Annotated in this window: 16 protein-coding genes; all 16 read left to right on the top strand. The window is 30.1% G+C overall.

The features are described 5' to 3' along the window. Positions 1-18 precede the first annotated feature (18 nt). The 16 genes from IEU88_RS09005 (at position 19) to IEU88_RS08935 (ending at position 18076) form a co-directional block, all read left to right on the top strand. Entirely contained in the window at positions 19-1056 is a 1038-nt protein-coding gene (locus IEU88_RS09005; RefSeq protein WP_103373637.1) for a TRAP transporter substrate-binding protein, read from the top strand. Next, positions 1031-1534: a TRAP transporter small permease gene (locus IEU88_RS09000; RefSeq protein WP_096810891.1), complete on the top strand. Its 504-nt coding sequence runs from the start codon at positions 1031-1033 to the stop codon at positions 1532-1534. Before IEU88_RS09005 ends, IEU88_RS09000 begins: the two co-directional genes overlap by 26 nt. Then, on the top strand, positions 1531-2826 hold the full coding sequence (locus IEU88_RS08995) for a TRAP transporter large permease (protein WP_103373636.1): 1296 nt from the start codon (positions 1531-1533) through the stop codon (positions 2824-2826). Before IEU88_RS09000 ends, IEU88_RS08995 begins: the two co-directional genes overlap by 4 nt. A 15-nt stretch (positions 2827-2841) precedes the next feature. After that, positions 2842-4248, top strand: coding sequence for a glucuronate isomerase (gene uxaC, locus IEU88_RS08990; RefSeq protein WP_103373635.1), 1407 nt, complete (start codon positions 2842-2844; stop codon positions 4246-4248). 2 nt (positions 4249-4250) lie between these two features. Further along, positions 4251-5282, top strand: coding sequence for a mannonate dehydratase (locus IEU88_RS08985; protein WP_096810888.1), 1032 nt, complete (start codon positions 4251-4253; stop codon positions 5280-5282). Further along, the gene (locus tag IEU88_RS08980; protein WP_096810887.1) at positions 5282-6103 is read left to right on the top strand and encodes an SDR family oxidoreductase; all 822 of its coding nucleotides are present in this window, start codon (positions 5282-5284) and stop codon (positions 6101-6103) included. Before IEU88_RS08985 ends, IEU88_RS08980 begins: the two co-directional genes overlap by 1 nt. A gap of 256 nt (positions 6104-6359) precedes the next feature. After that, entirely contained in the window at positions 6360-8117 is a 1758-nt protein-coding gene (locus tag IEU88_RS08975; protein ID WP_103373646.1) for an ABC transporter ATP-binding protein, read from the top strand. A gap of 157 nt (positions 8118-8274) precedes the next feature. Next, positions 8275-8448, top strand: coding sequence for a hypothetical protein (locus IEU88_RS08970; RefSeq protein ID WP_107643999.1), 174 nt, complete (start codon positions 8275-8277; stop codon positions 8446-8448). 6 nt (positions 8449-8454) lie between these two features. Further along, the gene (locus tag IEU88_RS08965; protein WP_148095949.1) at positions 8455-8646 is read left to right on the top strand and encodes a sugar porter family MFS transporter; all 192 of its coding nucleotides are present in this window, start codon (positions 8455-8457) and stop codon (positions 8644-8646) included. 38 nt (positions 8647-8684) lie between these two features. Beyond that, positions 8685-8819, top strand: a complete 135-nt coding sequence (locus IEU88_RS13765; RefSeq protein WP_255312544.1) for a hypothetical protein — start codon at positions 8685-8687, stop codon at positions 8817-8819. Positions 8820-9138: 319 nt separating this feature from the next. After that, entirely contained in the window at positions 9139-10212 is a 1074-nt protein-coding gene (locus IEU88_RS08960) for a YkvI family membrane protein (RefSeq protein WP_107644000.1), read from the top strand. A gap of 603 nt (positions 10213-10815) precedes the next feature. Then, entirely contained in the window at positions 10816-11679 is an 864-nt protein-coding gene (gene galU / locus IEU88_RS08955; protein ID WP_103373692.1) for a UTP--glucose-1-phosphate uridylyltransferase GalU, read from the top strand. Positions 11680-11722: 43 nt separating this feature from the next. Continuing rightward, the gene (locus tag IEU88_RS08950) at positions 11723-13045 is read left to right on the top strand and encodes a glycosyltransferase family 2 protein (RefSeq protein ID WP_160148686.1); all 1323 of its coding nucleotides are present in this window, start codon (positions 11723-11725) and stop codon (positions 13043-13045) included. 30 nt (positions 13046-13075) lie between these two features. Then, positions 13076-14200: a glycosyltransferase family 2 protein gene (locus tag IEU88_RS08945; protein ID WP_115359586.1), complete on the top strand. Its 1125-nt coding sequence runs from the start codon at positions 13076-13078 to the stop codon at positions 14198-14200. Continuing rightward, positions 14197-16224, top strand: coding sequence for a CDP-glycerol glycerophosphotransferase family protein (locus IEU88_RS08940; protein WP_115359585.1), 2028 nt, complete (start codon positions 14197-14199; stop codon positions 16222-16224). Before IEU88_RS08945 ends, IEU88_RS08940 begins: the two co-directional genes overlap by 4 nt. A gap of 10 nt (positions 16225-16234) precedes the next feature. Further along, positions 16235-18076 carry a DUF6270 domain-containing protein gene (locus IEU88_RS08935; protein WP_115359584.1) on the top strand — a complete coding sequence of 614 codons (1842 nt, stop codon included), beginning with the start codon at positions 16235-16237 and terminating at the stop codon, positions 18074-18076. The last annotated feature ends 10 nt before the right edge of the window (positions 18077-18086 follow it).

Below are 18086 nucleotides of genomic sequence, written 5' to 3'. Positions count from 1 at the left end.
ACAAGGGGCATTATCTTTATGAAAAAAATTTTATTTCTACTTGTAAGCGCATTCTTTATGATTGGGATGGCATCGATGATATTAACAAATGGGGATGTTAAAGCTAAAGATAAGCAAAAAGAAATTATGTTAGCACATAATCAACCAACTGAGCATCCTGTGCATAAATCATTAAAGATATTTAAAGAGAGATTAGAAAAAAAGTCACATGGTCAAATTAAAGTGAATATATACCCCAACGGCCAACTCGGCAGCGAACGTGAAGCGATTGAAATGACCCAAACCAATGCTATACAAATGACAAAAGTATCAGCAGGCGCACTCGAAAGCTTTTCACCGACATACTCACTATTTAATATGCCATATTTATTTGAATCTGAAGATAATTATCGCCATGTGATGAAGCAGAAGAACGTACAAGATGCGTTTTTTAAATCCACAGATGATCAAGGGTTTTTAGGTATCACTTATTATGATGCAGGTATGCGTAATATTTATACCAAAGATAAAAAAATTAAAGACAACACAGACTTGAAAGGGTTGAAGGTACGAGTTCAACCAGGGAAAACAAGTGTTGATTTAATCAAGTCATTAGGTGGCACGCCTACGCCAATGGATTTTGGCGAAGTTTATACAGCCATGCAGTCAGGCGTGATTGATGCAGCAGAGAATAATGAAACAGCCTTAACGACTAATAACCATGGTGAAGTTGCTAAAAATTATTATTATACAGAACATGCAACCGTACCCGATATTTTAATCATGAATAAAGAAACCTACGACAGTTTGACAAAACAACAACAAAAATGGTTAGAAGAGGCTGCTGATTATTCTACTAAAAAGCATGAAGTGATTTGGGATAAGGAAGTAAAAAACGCCAAGAAAACAGCTAAAGAAAAAATGGGAGTGCAATTTCATGATGTAGATAAAACATCATTTAAAGCGACTTCTAAACCACTTCAAGATAAATTTAAAAATAATCCAGACACAAAAGAGGATTATAAATTAATCGAGAAGGAGGAACAACGCTATGAAGAAAGCAAAGCAAATCATTGATAGATTGCTGTTAACGTTGGCAGGTATCTCGCTTTTTGTAATGGTGATTTTATCCATTTATCAAGTGGCAACGCGATTTATATTTAACACACCCAGTACAACGAGTGAAGAGATTGTTAGATTCTTGTTAATTTGGTTTGGCTTATTGAGTGCAAGTTATGTATTTGGAATTAAACAACATATTGCTATCGTGTTTATGAGAGAGAAATTACCTGAGAAAGCACAAGTTATTTTAGAGAAAATGTCAGACGTTATCTTAATTATCGTCGCGATTATACTTATGATCTGGGGCGGATTTGAAGTTGTGAAATTAACTTGGTCTCAGATCGCGCCATCTACAGGTTTATCGATGGCATTGATGTATGGTGCGTTACCAGTGTCGGGTATATTTATCATTTTCTATGCATTTTACAATTTATTGAACAAAGAGGAATTAGTTCAAGAAGGTAATGAGGTTGAAGGCGGTGATGGTTTATGACGACAACTGCAGGGTTAGTTTTGTTCATCACGTTCTTCGTCTTTCTGATTATGGGGCTGCCTATTGCACTTTCGATTATTTTAAGTTCAATTATCACTTTATTATTAATACTGCCATTTGATGTCACAATTGTGACTGCCGCACAGCGGATGGTGACAGGGATTGATGATTTTACAATGTTAGCCATACCCCTATTTGTACTAGCAGGCATCATTATGAATAACGGAGGCATCGCATTTAGATTAGTGAATTTTGCTAAAGTTTTAGTAGGGCGATTACCGGGTTCATTAGCGCATACCAATATTGTGGGGAATATGCTGTTTGGTTCTATTTCTGGTTCAAGTGTTGCTGCAGCCGCAGCGATGGGACGTATCATGGGCCCGATGGAAAAAACGCAAGGCTATAAAAAAGAATATTCCGCAGCAGCAAATATTGCATCTGCACCATCAGGTTTAATGATTCCACCGAGTTCGCTATTGATTGTATATTCATTAGTCAGCGGTGGTACATCTATTGCTGCACTATTTATCGCAGGTTATATCCCTGGTATTTTATGGGGTATTGCTTGTATGATTGTCGCTTATTTTATGGCAAAAAAACAAGGCTATAAAGTGTCAGAAAAAATAAGTTGGAAAGATAAATTATTCCTAACACTTGATGCGTTGCCAAGTTTATTTTTAATCGTAGTTGTTATAGGAGGTATTGTATCTGGTATCTTTACAGCTACGGAAGGCGCTGCAGTAGCAGTTTTATATTCTGTAGTGTTGTCGCTTATTTATAAGAGTTTGAAAATAAAGCAACTTTCAAATGTTATCAAAGAAACAGCAGAAATTAGCGGTATGATTTTATTTTTAATAACCGCTTCTGCATTGTTTTCACTTGTTATGAGTTATACAGGACTACCAGAAGCAATATCTAACGGTATTATTTCAATGACAGACAATCCGATTGCACTTCTATTATTAATCAACGTTATTTTATTAGTGATTGGTACATTTATGGACATCACGCCAGCTGTACTTATATTTACACCAATCTTCTTACCGATTTCAGAAGTGTTAGGACTTGACCCAATACATTTTGGTATTATTATTGCTTTCAATTTATGTATTGGTAATATCACACCACCTGTGGGTAGTGCACTGTTTGTGGGAGCAAGCGTAGGTGGCGTTCGTGTAGAATTAGTATTTAAATATTTAGTTCCTTATTTTGGAGCACTAATTATTTTAATGCTTATTATCACATTTATTCCACAATTATCATTATTCCTTCCAAAATTATTAGGATTATAGAAAAGGGGCAAAGTTATGACTTTAATTAATGACAATTTTTTATTAAATAATAAAACAGCAGTTAAGTTATACCAAAAAGTTAAAGATTTACCTATTTATGATTTTCACTGTCATCTAGATTCGAAAGAAATTTATGAAAATAAAAATTACGACAATATCACACAATTATGGCTAGGTGGCGACCATTATAAATGGCGTTTAATGAGAGCTTATGGCATTGAAGAGGCATTCATTACAGGTACTGTTGATGATTTTGATAAATTCAAAGCATTTATGCATATGTTACCTTACGCTATTGTGAACCCAATGTATCATTGGTGTGCACTTGAGCTAAAACGTTATTTCGACGAAGACACAGATTTGGATAAAGTGAACGTCAAAAAATTGTACAAATCACTTAATAAAAAACTGGCAAAACCTTCACACACGCCGCAAAGTTTAATTAAACAAAGTAACGTTAAAGTCGTTTGTACCACAGATGATCCATGCGATGATTTGAAATATCATAAGTTGCTAAATGAAGACGACAAGGTGACGTTTAAAGTTATACCTACTTTTAGACCAGATAGTTATGTTTTCTTAAATCAAGATTCTATTAATACAAAAATTAATCAACTAGATGAAACAACAGATTGTGATATTAAAGATTTAAGTACTTATATTGACGCATTAAAAGCACGTGTTCATTATTTTGATAGACAAGGTGCACGTAGTTCTGATCAAAGTTTTGAAAAGACGCCATTAGTTACAGCATCTGCTAAAGATGCTAATGCGGTATATGATGCATTAAAACGTGGCGAGCAAGTATCTGAAACAGAACAATATGAATTAGCAGGTTATATTTTAACTGAAATTAGTAAAGTATATGAAGAGTTAGGTTGGGTTGTACAATTCCACCTTGGACCAACAAGAAATAATAATTCGAATATGTTTGGTATTACAGGGCCAGATAGCGGTTTTGACAGTGTAGGTGAACAACTAAGCGCCAAAAAATTAAATGCATTACTTGATCATCTTGAACAAAACCAAGCTTTATCGGATACGATTATTTATCCTAATAATGGAAATGACCATTTAATGGTTCAAGCAACAGCAGGTAACTTTACAAATAGCAGTCATAAGGTTCAACTTGGTGCAGCATGGTGGTTTAACGACACTAAAGAAGGTATGGAACAACATTTAGTAGATTACGCTAACGTTGGTTTATTATCTAAATTTGTTGGTATGCTCACTGATTCACGCAGCATGATCTCATATACACGACATGAGTATTTCAGAAGAATTTTATGCAATTTCTTAGGAGATAAGATTGAAAAAGGTGAAATTCAACTGTCAGATGACACAATAACTAAAATATTGAAAGATATTTGTTATAACAATGCAGTAAACTTATTTAAAATTGAAGGCGTTGAGGAGGTATAATGATGGAATTATCATTTCGTTGGTATGGAGAAGATGACCCAGTAACATTAAATAACATTAGACAAATTCCAGATATGAAACACATTGTTTCAGCTATTTATGACATTCCTGTTGGAGAGGTTTGGACTAAAGAGAGAATTGCAGCATTAAAACAATCGATTGAAGATGCAGGTTTGAAATTTGAAGTTGTAGAAAGTTTACCTGTAAGTGAAGAAATCAAATTAGGTACAGAAAAGCGCGATGAATTAATTGAAAATTATAAGACTTCGCTCATTAATCTTGCTGAAAATGGTATTAAAACAGTGACTTACAACTTTATGCCCGTGTTCGATTGGACGCGTTCACAATTAGATTATGAGTTGCCAGATGGTTCAAATACATTAATTTATAACCACGATCAAATTAAAGATATTGACCCATTAACAACTAATTTAAATTTACCAGGTTGGGACGAAAGTTACTCACGTAAAGAGATGAATCATCTTATTTCAGCATATCGTGAAACATCAGATGAACAGTTATGGGATAACTTGAAATATTTCTTAGATGCTGTGTTGCCAACTGCGATAGAACATGACGTTGATCTGGCGATTCATCCGGACGATCCGCCTTGGGCTATATTCGGTATCCCACGTATCATAAAGAATAAGGAAAGTTATGAACGCCTATTATCAATTAATAATGATACGCATAACGGCATTTGTTTCTGTACTGGGTCATTAGGTTCATTAGCAGAAAATGATTTACCGAGTATGATTCGAACATTTGGCGACCATATTCATTTTGTACACATGCGTAATGTTAAACGTTTAGATGAATATTCTTTCGTTGAAACAGGTCATTTATCCAAAAATGGTTCTATAGATATGAAAGCGATAGCAGAAGCATTAAGAGATATTGATTTTAAAGGCACAATCAGACCAGATCACGGACGCATGATTTGGGGAGAAACAGGTAAGGCTGGTTATGGATTATTCGATAGAGCACTAGGTGCCACATATATAAATGGATTAATTGAAGGAGTGAGAAAATAATGGCAACACAATTTAAAGATGTGAATGTTGTTATTACAGGGGCAACGGGAGTCATCGGCGCTACATTTGTAAAAGCACTTGTAGAAAAAGGTGCGAATGTAGGTATATTAGGCCGCTCTGAAGATAAGATTGTACAATTACAAGACGAAATTGATCAAAATAGACAACAAACGGTCGCTTTAGTAGCAGACGTGTTAGACAAAGAAGCTTTAGAGAAAGCAAAACAAACATACAATGATCAATTTGGTGCGATTACTATTTTGATTAATGGTGCAGGCGGAAATCATCCTGATGCGACCACAAATGATGAAATGTATGATCAAGCAGGTGATAAAACATTCTTTGACCTTACAGAAGATGGTATAGACAAAGTCTTTAAATTGAACTATACAGGTACATTTTTACCATCACAAGTATTTGGTAAAGATGTAGTGGCATCAGAAAAAGGCACGATTATCAATATTTCTTCTATGAATGCATTTACACCGTTGACGAAAATTCCAGCGTATAGTGGTGCAAAAGCTTCTGTAAGTAACTTCACACAGTGGTTAAGCACATATTTCGCGGGACAAATACGCGTCAATGCGATTGCGCCAGGATTTTTCGAAACAAATCAAAATAAAGCATTGCTCAGAAATGAAGATGGTTCATATTCAGAACGTGCTCAAAAAATTCTTTCACAAACACCAATGGATCGATTTGGTGTTCCTGAAGACATCTTAGGCACATTATACTGGTTAATGGATCATGATATGAGTGGTTTTGTAACTGGTATTGTAGTACCTGTAGACGGCGGATTTTCATCCTATTCTGGTGTATAAAAGTCGTGTTAATCTATGATTGTGCATTCTTAAGTAAAAGTATTGTCGTTTATTTATAATAAAGGTATGTTTTTATATGAGTGGTATTGGTCACCAAATTAGAATATTTGGTGTCTGTGCCACTCTTATTTTATTTTTGGTTGGTATAACGTATATAATGTTTTTTAAAATGTATGAATATTTGATTTTACACATTTATAAAATTTTAATAAATTTCATTGATAATAATTATCATTTAATCCATAATATACTTCATATGAATGTTTATAAATTTAAAAGTAGGTGGGATGTTGTGAAAGCTTTTTTGAATTACTATAAGCCGTATAAAGGGTTGTTTTTTATAGATTTTGGTTCTGCTATTGTAGTAGGTTTATTGGAATTAATTTTTCCACTTATTACAAGTATTTATATAGACCGTTTGTTACCTACAAATCATTGGAATCTCATTGTGATTTTTGGGTTGGTTTTATTAGGTGTTTTTGCTATTGCATCAGTACTTAAGTTTGTTGTAACCTATTGGGGGCATAAGTTAGGTACAAATATAGAACGTGATATGCGTAATGATTTATATAGTCATATTCAAAAACTAAACTTTAAGTATTTTGATAACCAAAAATCTGGGAAATTAATTGGTCGCTTAACCAATGATTTAATGGATATTGGAGAAGCGGCGCATCATGGCCCCGAGGATATCTTTTTATCTATTATGACATTGATTGGTGCATTTATCATTATGTTGACAATTGATGTGAAATTAGCATTGATTACATTCTGTGTAGTGCCAATTGTTTTTATATTAGCGATATATTTCAATCAAAAAATGTCTCGTGCGTTTAAAGGACTATTTGCGAATGTATCCCGTTTTAATGAATTAATAGCGGATAATGTTGGTGGTATTAGATTAGTTCAAGCATTCACTAATGAGCGCCACGAACAACAAAAATTTAATCGTATTAATGATGACTTTAGAGCCACAAAATTAAAAGCTTATAATTATATGTCATGGAACGTTACGATTAGCCACATTGCTCAAAAATTAACACTGGTTATTGTATTAATCGTTGGCAGTTACTTCGTATTGCATGGTGACTTGAGCTATGGGGGCATCGTTGCATTTATTATGATTACGAATGTTTTATTTAAACCTTTAGAACAAATTAATATGATTATTGAGCTATTTCCAAAAGCCATTGCAGGGTTCAATAATTTCAGAGAAATCTTGGCGATAGACCCAGAAATACAAGACGACCCGCAGGCTATCAAGATGCCTTCTAAACCTAAAACAATTCAATATAAGGATGTATCATTTGGCTATGGAGAAACACCTATTCTAAATAAAATGAATTTAACAATTTATCAAGGTGAAAAAATTGCGTTAGTAGGACCAAGTGGCAGCGGTAAGACAACGATTAGTTCATTATTACCTCGATTTTACGAAGTAGATGAAGGAGATATTTTATTTGACGGTCAAAGCATTCAATCTATTCGGTTAGCATCTCTGCGTTCAGAAATAGGTGTGGTTCAGCAAGATGTATTCTTATTTTCTGGCACGTTAAGAGACAATATTGTATATGGACATTTAGAGGCTGATGAAGCACAAATATGGGAAGCAATCCGACACGCCCAACTGGAAAACTTTATCAATGAATTGCCATTTGGGCTTGATACGCTCGTAGGAGAAAGAGGTACAAAATTATCAGGCGGACAAAAGCAACGTATATCGATTGCGAGAATGTTTTTAAAAGACCCCTCTATTATTATTTTAGATGAAGCGACGAGTGCGCTTGATATTGAAACAGAAAACAAGATACAAAAAGCATTTAAAAAACTTTCTGAACATAGAACATCTTTAATTATTGCTCATCGTTTATCAACGATTAAAGATGTTGACCGTATTATCTTTATTAAAGACGGTCAGATATTAGAAGAAGGCAGCCATGAGGCACTCATGCAACATGAAGGTCCCTATAAGCAACTTTACTTATCACAATTTACAGACGTTGAGACCTTTTAAACGAACTGAAGTAAAGCGCGTATCATTAACCTGCAGTACTCTGAACTTTTAAAATGATAATTGAATAAAAATGCAATATTTTAAGCTACTTATTTTCTAGACGTTATCAGAGATAAGTAGCTTAGTTTTTGTTTCTATATTTTGGTCATTACAAGGTATGACTACATTTGCTATTGGAACTTATATACCGGAAATATTATCACAATTTGGATTTCATGAAGGATCGCTAAAATACTTAGGATCTGCAGTTATCAATATGTTTTATTTGATAGGCGTTTTCCCTGCACTTTACTTAGTGGAGAAATATGGCCGAAGACCAACTTTAATATAACCCTTCTTGATTACTGCGCTAGCTTTGTTATCATTAGGTATAGTATCGGAAGGAAATACTTCATTTTTAATTATACTTGTACTATTTATTATATATGGCATTTTCAATACAGCAGTGGGGAGCCATCAATGGATTGATCCATATGAATTATTCCCAACGCATGTACGAAGCACCGGCGGGGGGTTACTACTACAGTAAGCTGATTAGCTTCTACTTTAAGTACATTTTTCTTCCCTATGATTTTAGCAAATTATGGGCTAAGTATAACCATGTATATTTCTTCAGCACTATTATTTATTGGTTTTATACTATCATTGAGTATGGCGCCAGAAACAAAAGAAAAAAATCTAGAAGAGACAGGCGCTATTTAAAAACACGTAATTATTGTTTAAGAGGCTGAAATAAATAAAACGCATAGCCTTTTATATGATGTTAACAGTATATGATTGGATTGGAAACGTACTGACTTCATTTTTTAACCCTCATCATGCTTGCTGGGGCGGGACAATGAAACCTTTGTAAAAAAAGGGTTTCTGTCTTGCCCTTATTTATTTTAGATTTTGATATGGCACTATCTTTTAACGTTTGTCCTCGTAGGTAGTGATTAATTATTTTTAATAATGGTTAAGCTTACATTGAAAAATTAATAAGTAGTATAATTTAATCAAATTTAAAGGGGATGTATGATAAATGAGTAAAGATAATAAAGCTGCAGTTAAGACTGCGCTAGCTTATCTTAGTTTTATAGTAGGCGCTGGGTTTACTACAGGCCAAGAACTATTACAATTTTTCGTTAATCATGGTAACTATGCGTACATTGCTGTGATTTTCACAGGGATTATCGTGACGTTTGCAACTAGACAAATTTCAAAGATTGGTTATCGATTAGATGCGAATACATATGAAATTTCATTAAATAGTATTTTTGGTAAATATGTGGGGAAAATCATTGATTATTTAACGATTTTCTTTTTATTTGGATTAACCGTAGTTATGGTTGCAGGCGGAGGATCTGCTTTATATCAAGGCTTTGGTCTCCCGGTATGGACCGGCTCTTTAGGTATAGTTATTTTATTGTTCGTTGTGTTACAACTTAAATTTAATAAGATTATGACCATACTCAGCATTGTTACACCTTTTTTAGTTATCGCGGTATTGATTATCGCTGGCTATAATATCATTAACCCAACTATCCCGTTTTCAGACGTAGAACAATATATTAAACCATCTAAAACGTCTAGTTCGTTATGGTGGTGGGATGCTATTGTATATGGCGGGTTGATAATTGGAAACAGCTTCAGCTTTTTAACGATAGTGGGGAGCGATTCAATCAGTCATAAAACAGCACGTAGAGGCGCATTTTATGGCGGCCTTTCATTTAGTATCTTGTTATTAATCATGACTTGCGGTTTGATGGCAAATATTCAAAATGCCAATAGCGTAGATATTCCAACGTTATTATTAGCAAACGATATTCACCCCTATATTGGTATATTTATGTCTGCAGTGATGATAGGTGTTATCTTTAATAGTTGTATTGGTATGCTGTATCCATTTTTAAGTAGGTTTACACAGCCAAGTAGTAAGGGCTATGTGACGCTATTAACGATTTCATTAATTGTAGCCTTTATCTTAAGTTTCATTGGATTTGTGGACCTCGTGAACTTTGTATTTAAAACATTTGGTTATATTGGGTTATTTATTAGTGCAGCATTATTAATTAGATGGGTATATAATAAATTTAGTAAGAAACGCTTAATGTAATGGATATCAATAGAGGACGTATAGTGTTCAGTTATTTTAACTGACTGATCTATACGTCCTTTATTTATGTTTTGTAAAGCATCTTACACTATTCATATTATTTAATAAATCATCAAATATCCAATACCTATATCACTTTCTTAATCATAAAAGCTTTTTATAAAGTCTTTGTTTTTTAAGTTTTTATTTTAAAAGGGGCATATTAATTGTAGTAATTAGATTTTAGCTCCGTAAGAACATTTAGAAAATGTAAAGTTAAATTAAGTTATATAAGCGATAAATATATTAAAACTTATTATTTAAATATTGTTTGTGTACATAATACTATTAAACGTTTTAACTGTTTTTGTAATAAAATGAAAAATATAACTTTTCAAATAAACTATTTAGATAATACAATTGATATAATTTTTATATATGTTTTTAAAAAAATAAATAAAAGAGTAAAGTTCTATATTAATATTTTCTAATTTTGTTATAATATAAGCAATGTGTTTTTTCAAATATTAATTATTAATACTTTAGTATTTAAAATTACAATTTAGCACTACTTAATAATATATTTTGAAATGGGAATTCAAAAGTTTTAAGGGAGAATTAATTATGAAGATTAGAAAAGCAATTATACCAGCAGCAGGATTGGGAACACGATTTTTACCAGCAACAAAGGCGATGCCTAAAGAAATGTTACCTATACTAGATAAACCGACGATACAATATATAGTTGAAGAAGCAGTGGCAGCAGGAATTGAAGATATTATTATTGTGACTGGTAAACATAAAAGAGCGATAGAAGACCATTTTGATAATCAAAAGGAATTAGAAATGAAATTGGAAGAAAAAGTTAAATATGATTTACTAGATAAAGTACAATATCCGAGTAATTTAGCAAATATGTTTTACGTAAGACAAAAAGCACAAAAAGGTTTAGGTCATGCGATATGGACAGCTAAACAATTTATAGGTGTTGAACCATTTGCTGTTTTGTTAGGTGATGACATAGTACAGTCTAAGAATCCTGCAATTAAACAGTTAGTAGATCAATATGAAAAAACTGGAAAGTCTATTATTGGTGTACAAAAAGTTGATCAAAAAGAAACACATAGATATGGTATCGTTGATCCACTAGACTCTGAGAGCGGATTATTTAGTGTGAGAAAATTTGTAGAAAAACCTGAGGAAGGCACTGCTCCTTCTAACTTAGCCATCATGGGCAGGTATGTATTAACTCCTGAAATATTTGATTATCTAGAAAAACAAGAAATAGGTACAGGCGGGGAAATTCAACTTACTGATGCTATTGAACATTTAAACAATGATGATTGTGTATACGCTTTCGATTTTAAAGGGGAGCGTTATGACGTGGGAGAAAAGTTAGGTTTTGTAAAAACAACTATACAATTTGCACTAAATGATGAAGAAATGTCAGAAGATATAAAAGAGTTTATAAAGACATTAAAATTGTGAATTAAAAAATAAAAAACAATTCATTTAACAGGAGTAGATATATTTGTTTTCTGTAATTATACCAACCCATAATAGTGAAAAAAGTATTGAGAAAACGTTGAATAATATTTTGAAGAAATTATTACACACCTCTGATGAGATTATAGTAGTTAATGACGGCAGTACCGATAATACTTTGAAAACTTTAGAAAAATATAGTTATAATTCACAAGTGAAAATAATCAGTCAACCTAATGCTGGTGTTAGTGCAGCTCGTAACACAGGTATAAGAAACTTAAGTGAAAATTCGAAGTTTGTTACCTTTGTGGATGATTCTGATGGTTTAAGCAAAAATTTTTTCGAGGAAGTTTTATCCTTTTTTAACAAATATAATAATGTAGAGATTATTTCAACCCCAATAAAACTTGTAAAGGATAATAAGATTTATGAACAAAGTTTAAATTACCGTTTTTATACAAACAAAAAAATAATTAATATCTTAAATGATTTTAAATATATCCAATATCACATAGGCGGCATGGTATTTAAGTCTAAGATATTTAACATGAACTTATACCTATTTGATGAACAAGTAAATTATTGGGAAGACGCAAAATTTATTAATATGCTGCTTTTAGATAAAAAAAAGTATGGATTAGTAAAAAATGTAAGTTATTTGTATGATAGAAACGAAAATAGTTCTTTAAGCAAAGTTGCTTGGAATTTTAAAAGTAGATACGCTCCACATATAATTAATAATTACAAACCACTTATAACATATTCAATTAAAAGATATGGTGAAGTGATTAAATATATACAATATCTTATTTTAAATCACTACTTAAATTATATGGTAGAACAAAATGAAAAAATTATAAATTATAAATTTATAAAAGGTAATCAATTATTTGAATTAGAAACTTTTTCTTTATTTAAATATATTGACATTGGGATAATTAATGAATTAAAAGTGCCTAATAGTTACAAGTGGGTTTTATATAACATCAAGGGTGTAGAATTTCCTTATTATAAATATTTTAAAAAAATAAAATGCTATATTCATAAATATTCAATTAAAGATAAAGAAATGGTGTTTTCGTTTTCACATGAATCTTATGGTGTATCTGAGCAAGCTGAAGTTTATACTCATAGACGAAACCAAATTTATAATAAAGTTAATATCTATGAAAAGAAGAAATTAGATATATTAGGGATTAAAGTACAAGATTTTAGCCGAACCATTTTTTCTGCTAAAGTATCGTTTATTGAATTATTAACAGGGATTAATTTAGTTATTAAAGACGAAAATCTTTCATATCCTTTAAAAATCAGAAGTTCTTCGTTATTTTTAAGAGTATTTAAAAAATTAATGAAAATTAAAAAATAAAATCTAAATACATATTAAAGGAGAAAAATTATGCTAATTTCAGTAATACTTCCAGTTTTTAATGTTGAAGATTACATTGAAGATTGCCTTGATTCAATATTGGATCAAAGCATTGGAGAAGAAAATATTGAAGTAATATTAATTGATGATTGTTCAACAGATAGTAGTAAAGAAAAAATTTTATGCTATCAAACAAAGTTCACGAATTTTAAATATCATAGATTAATGAAAAACCAAGGTTCACCTGGAAAACCAAGAAATATTGGAGTAGAGTTTTCAACTGGGGAATTTATTCATTTTATGGATCCAGATGATGTTTTAGATGTTTATGCTTATGAAACCTTGCTGAAAGAGATTAGACCTAGTGATGATTTTATCATGGGGAAAATGTTGTCGTTTAATGAAGACGGCTCTACATTCCAACATGTTACCTTCAGAGAGTATAAAATGAATAAAACTTATATAAATACAAATTTAATGTTAACGCCATTTTTTGCTCAAGTAAAAGTTGGTGTGGTGTTGAAATTGATTAGAAAATCATTTTATATAAATAACAATATCAAATTTGTAGAAAATATGAGGAACGGAGAAGATAAATTAGTCGACACATTATTATATACAAAAGCTACCTCATTTTCATATATCCCTTTTATTGTATATTATTACAGAAACAGAGACGTAGGAGAAAATAAATCTTTAACTCATCAAGATGTCTTAGACTCTATAAATAACGATATAAATGCCTATTATATTTGTTATAAAAATTATAATGCAGAACAACTTCATTTTTTTAGAATTAATGTATTAAGATCCCTTTTCTGGAAAATTTTAGACGATGAATTTGAACTATTGACCAATAATGAAAAAGTGAAAATTTTTAAAGAAATAAACCAAATCATTAAAGAATATAACCCTAATATTATTGAAATGTATATGCACAATGAGATGCCAATTATAAAAATGATTTCAAATAAAGATTACTACCTAGCTATATCTTATTCTGCTTTATTACAAGCAAGAAGGAAATACTTTTATAATGGATTAGAACTTAAAAGTAAAGTGACTGAAATTAATAATTTTAAACTTAGCAAAAGCTATAAATTGTATAAAATATTTTCAATTTTTAAGAATCTTATAGGAGGTGGACAAAAATGAAAATAATGTTAGTTTTATTCAAAATGAGAAATATGAACGCGGATAATTTTGAATTAATGAAAAATAATAGCTACTTTGATCGAGTGATTGTTGTTGACGACAATTATGAATACATTGAAAATTTCGAAACTTCTAATTACGATTTTATATTATTTGCTAATCCCAATTTTTTAATAAAACAAAAACAAATTCAAAAAGGAATAGAAGAAATAAAAAATAAAAAGATAAAAATTGTTCAATGGAGTTTACGGAACATAAACAATATCTCTAACAACAGATATACATTTGATAACTATAGAGAAATTTTCTCTACTGTTCTAGTCCCTAATACAGCGGAAGGCATTACATTAAGTATGGAAAGTTATTTTAAAAATATCACATATACTAAAAGTAAGGGGTATATGTCTTCTTATTATATTGGCAATAATTTAAATAATAAAAAATATAAAAAAGATATTATTGATTTCGCTATTGAATTTTTTAAATCCAATTCTTTAAATACTATGAAAGCTATTTTTGAAACAGAGCATGATTTAATAAAACTTTTAGATTTTTTAATAGATAATAAAGTTTTTGAAAAAGAGATAAGAAAAAATAAACAGTTAGAATATATGTACTTAATAAAAGAAAAATTTAAAACCTATAAAAGTTTAACAAACAGAAAAAATACTCCACTATATTTGTTTTACGGTTTAATATTTAATGAATATTATGATGAAGCTCTAACATCATTAATGTTATATAGAAGTAGACGATATTGGTATCATATAGAACAACAAATGACTAAAGAAATTGAGGACACTTCATTTAATGTTAGAAGTTCACGAGCATGGAGAAAAACTCAAAAATTTAGAAATGCAAGACTAAAGTGTAGAGCCTTGCTACATATACTTGAAAAAGATTTATTGAAAATCATTTCTAAAATTTATAAATTTATATATATAAAGCCTATATGGTTGATATCGGAACGAAAAAACAGTGCTTCTGACAACTCATACTTTTTATTTGAATATATAAACAAAAATGAAAAAAACATAAAATCATATTACATCATTGACGAGGATGCAAAACAGGCTAAACAAAAAGTTGGACGCTTTGGAGAATTTATACACTTCGGATCTTTTAAACATAAATTATTTATGTTAATTGCAAGTAATTATATAACATCATTTACTATTGAAGAAACTATGTTGCCATTTGACGCTAAACTATATAAAAAAATATACGAAAAAGAATTATTGAAAAAGAAAGTGATTTCAATTCAACACGGTATGATTATCCATAATATTTCACCCTACTTAAGTAAAAAAAATTATTGGATAGATTATATTACTGCGAATAGCGTTTATGAAAAAGAAATAATAAAAGAAACATTAGGTTATAATGATAATGAAGTTCTAATAACTGGCATGTCGCGACATGACAATTTAGTTGAGAATTCTGTGAATATAGCTGATAGTAAAGGAGTATTATTTATGCCTACGTGGCAACGTGGATTACAAAATTTATCTACAGAACAATTCTTAGAAAGTAATTATTATAAAAAATTATTAGAAATGATAAGTGATCCATCAATAATTAAATTTTTGAAAGAAAACGGTTTGAGTTTGAAAGTATTAATGCATCCCCAATTTGAAAAATATGTTAGTTATTTAGAAAGTAATATTAAGGAAATAGAATTTTTATCTACAGATAAAGTAGAAATAGCAGATATGATTGCTCAATCTAAATTTTTAATAACTGATTTTTCTTCTGTAGCTGTAGATTTCTTGTTCCAACAAAAAAACGTTATATTTTATCAATATAATAAATATGCTTCGCATCATGTTCCTTCAACTCAAATTAAATATAGTGATATTGGACAAATAGTTACAAATTTAGATGATTTAAAAAATGCATTAGAAGAAGTAAAACAAAATAATTTTCATTTAATAACTAGGTATCGAGATTCGTATGAAAAATTATTTGAAGTAAAACAAAATATAAGACAAAAAACTATAAATATTATAAAAAACCTGAAGTGAGGTAGGCTATTTGGAATCTTTTTTTAAGGTAGATAAAGGTGATTTATTATTTCAAAATATAAAAGATATCGATGATATTAAATTTGAATTTATAGATAAAATAGGAATTTTTTCGCAAAGAATAAATTTAAATTTTTATTATAGTATTGAGGGAATTAAACTGAATTTAATCAAGTCATTTCAAAATGGGATTATTAGTGATTTAAAGATATGTATACATATTCACAGTTTAAATAAAATTAATGAAATAATAACAGACGTTAATTCTCTATATAATATTCATGTCTATTCAGAAGAAAAATATTTGTATATATTAGTTAAACAAAAAGAAATATTGTACACATGCGAATTAAATAATGAAAAATTAAATATCTTAAGTGATTATGATTTAAAGTTTTATCTTTCAAGAATTGTAGAAAATACCGATTTTGCTTCTTCAAAACATTTTATTACTAATGAAAAGTATATAAAAATAAGAGATGTAACCTCAATAATAGAATCAAATCCAATTATAAATCAGCAATGGAAGATTCAAGCTTTTATTAAAGACGATAATAAGAATACGGCCACGAGTTTCATCAATCTTAACTCTTTTTTTGAAAAAAACAAAGACATACTAATGAAAAAGTCAATAACGTTCAATCAAAAAAGAAATGTTTTTATTTATAGAAAAATTTTTAATTTAGAAATAATCCCTTTGAAAGGATTAAAAATTATTGGGAGCTTTTGTGAAATTGAATTTGAACAGGATATGAGTGATTATAATTTATATTTTGCGATTCGATCAAGGCAAGCTAATGTTTTCAACTACGAGGAATATTCTTCTTTCAAAATACACAATAAGAAGGTGACGGTAGATTTTAAAATTATAGAAAAATTTTATGTGAAGTCTGAAGACAATATAGACATATTGGTTGGTTCTTCATTTGAAAATGCAAAATTTATAACTGTTGAAAAAAAAATAATACAAGAACTAGGGTCTTTTGAAATTAATAGTTATTTAGACGGGAAATTTTATGTCAATGGACGTAACGCGTTAAGTATGTACTTGAAGCAGGTTATAAAAAAGAAAAATAATGCTCTACCAAAAGTAGCAGTTTTAGGGACTTGTTTTTCTAGAAATGCTTTAAATACTAAAAAATATTTTAACCCGGAATATAAAATGTATTTGGAATGTGTATTCACTCAATTTCATAGTAGGTTGGATTCCATAAATTCAAAGAGTGCACCTATGGAATTAATAGATCAATATAGAGATCACAATGAATTCCCCCATATTTATAGAGATATGGCTAAAACGTTTTTTGAAGATTTAGCAGCTTCAAACGCTCAAGTTCTTGTTGTTGATTTATACGCAGATGCTTTATTAAAACCATTAGTATTAAATAATGGCAGTGAAATAACATATAATTATTTAATAAAAGAAAATAATGCTTTGGCAGGATATGTAAAAGAGTGGGATCAATATCGTTTTATTACAGAAGAGGGAATGTTAGAAAAATGGAGTGAATCACTACATGAATTTATGGACAAAGTAACGAAAATTATACCAGAATCAAATATTATATTAAATAGGGGGCGTTTATCAGAAAAGTTTTATGAAAATGGGGAGTTGAAGGAATTTGGTACAATTCAACTAATAAAAAGAAATAATTATTTTTGGGAAAAATTAGATAATATTTTTGTTTCAAACTATCCTAATGCACAAATTATTGATTTGACTGAAAACAATTTGTACTCTTGTAAAAATCACCCATTTGGGTTCTCTTTCTCACACTATGAAAGTGAATATTATAAAGCTTATTTTAACGAATTAATAAAAAAACTTTTTTTAATAAAAGACAAACTTTAGAATATGATAA

The sequence above is a fragment of the Staphylococcus nepalensis genome, assembly GCF_014635045.1.
Lineage (GTDB): Bacteria > Bacillota > Bacilli > Staphylococcales > Staphylococcaceae > Staphylococcus > Staphylococcus nepalensis.
The sequence above is the reverse complement of the archived record's forward strand: the minus strand, read 5'-3'. Positions and strand labels throughout refer to the sequence as shown.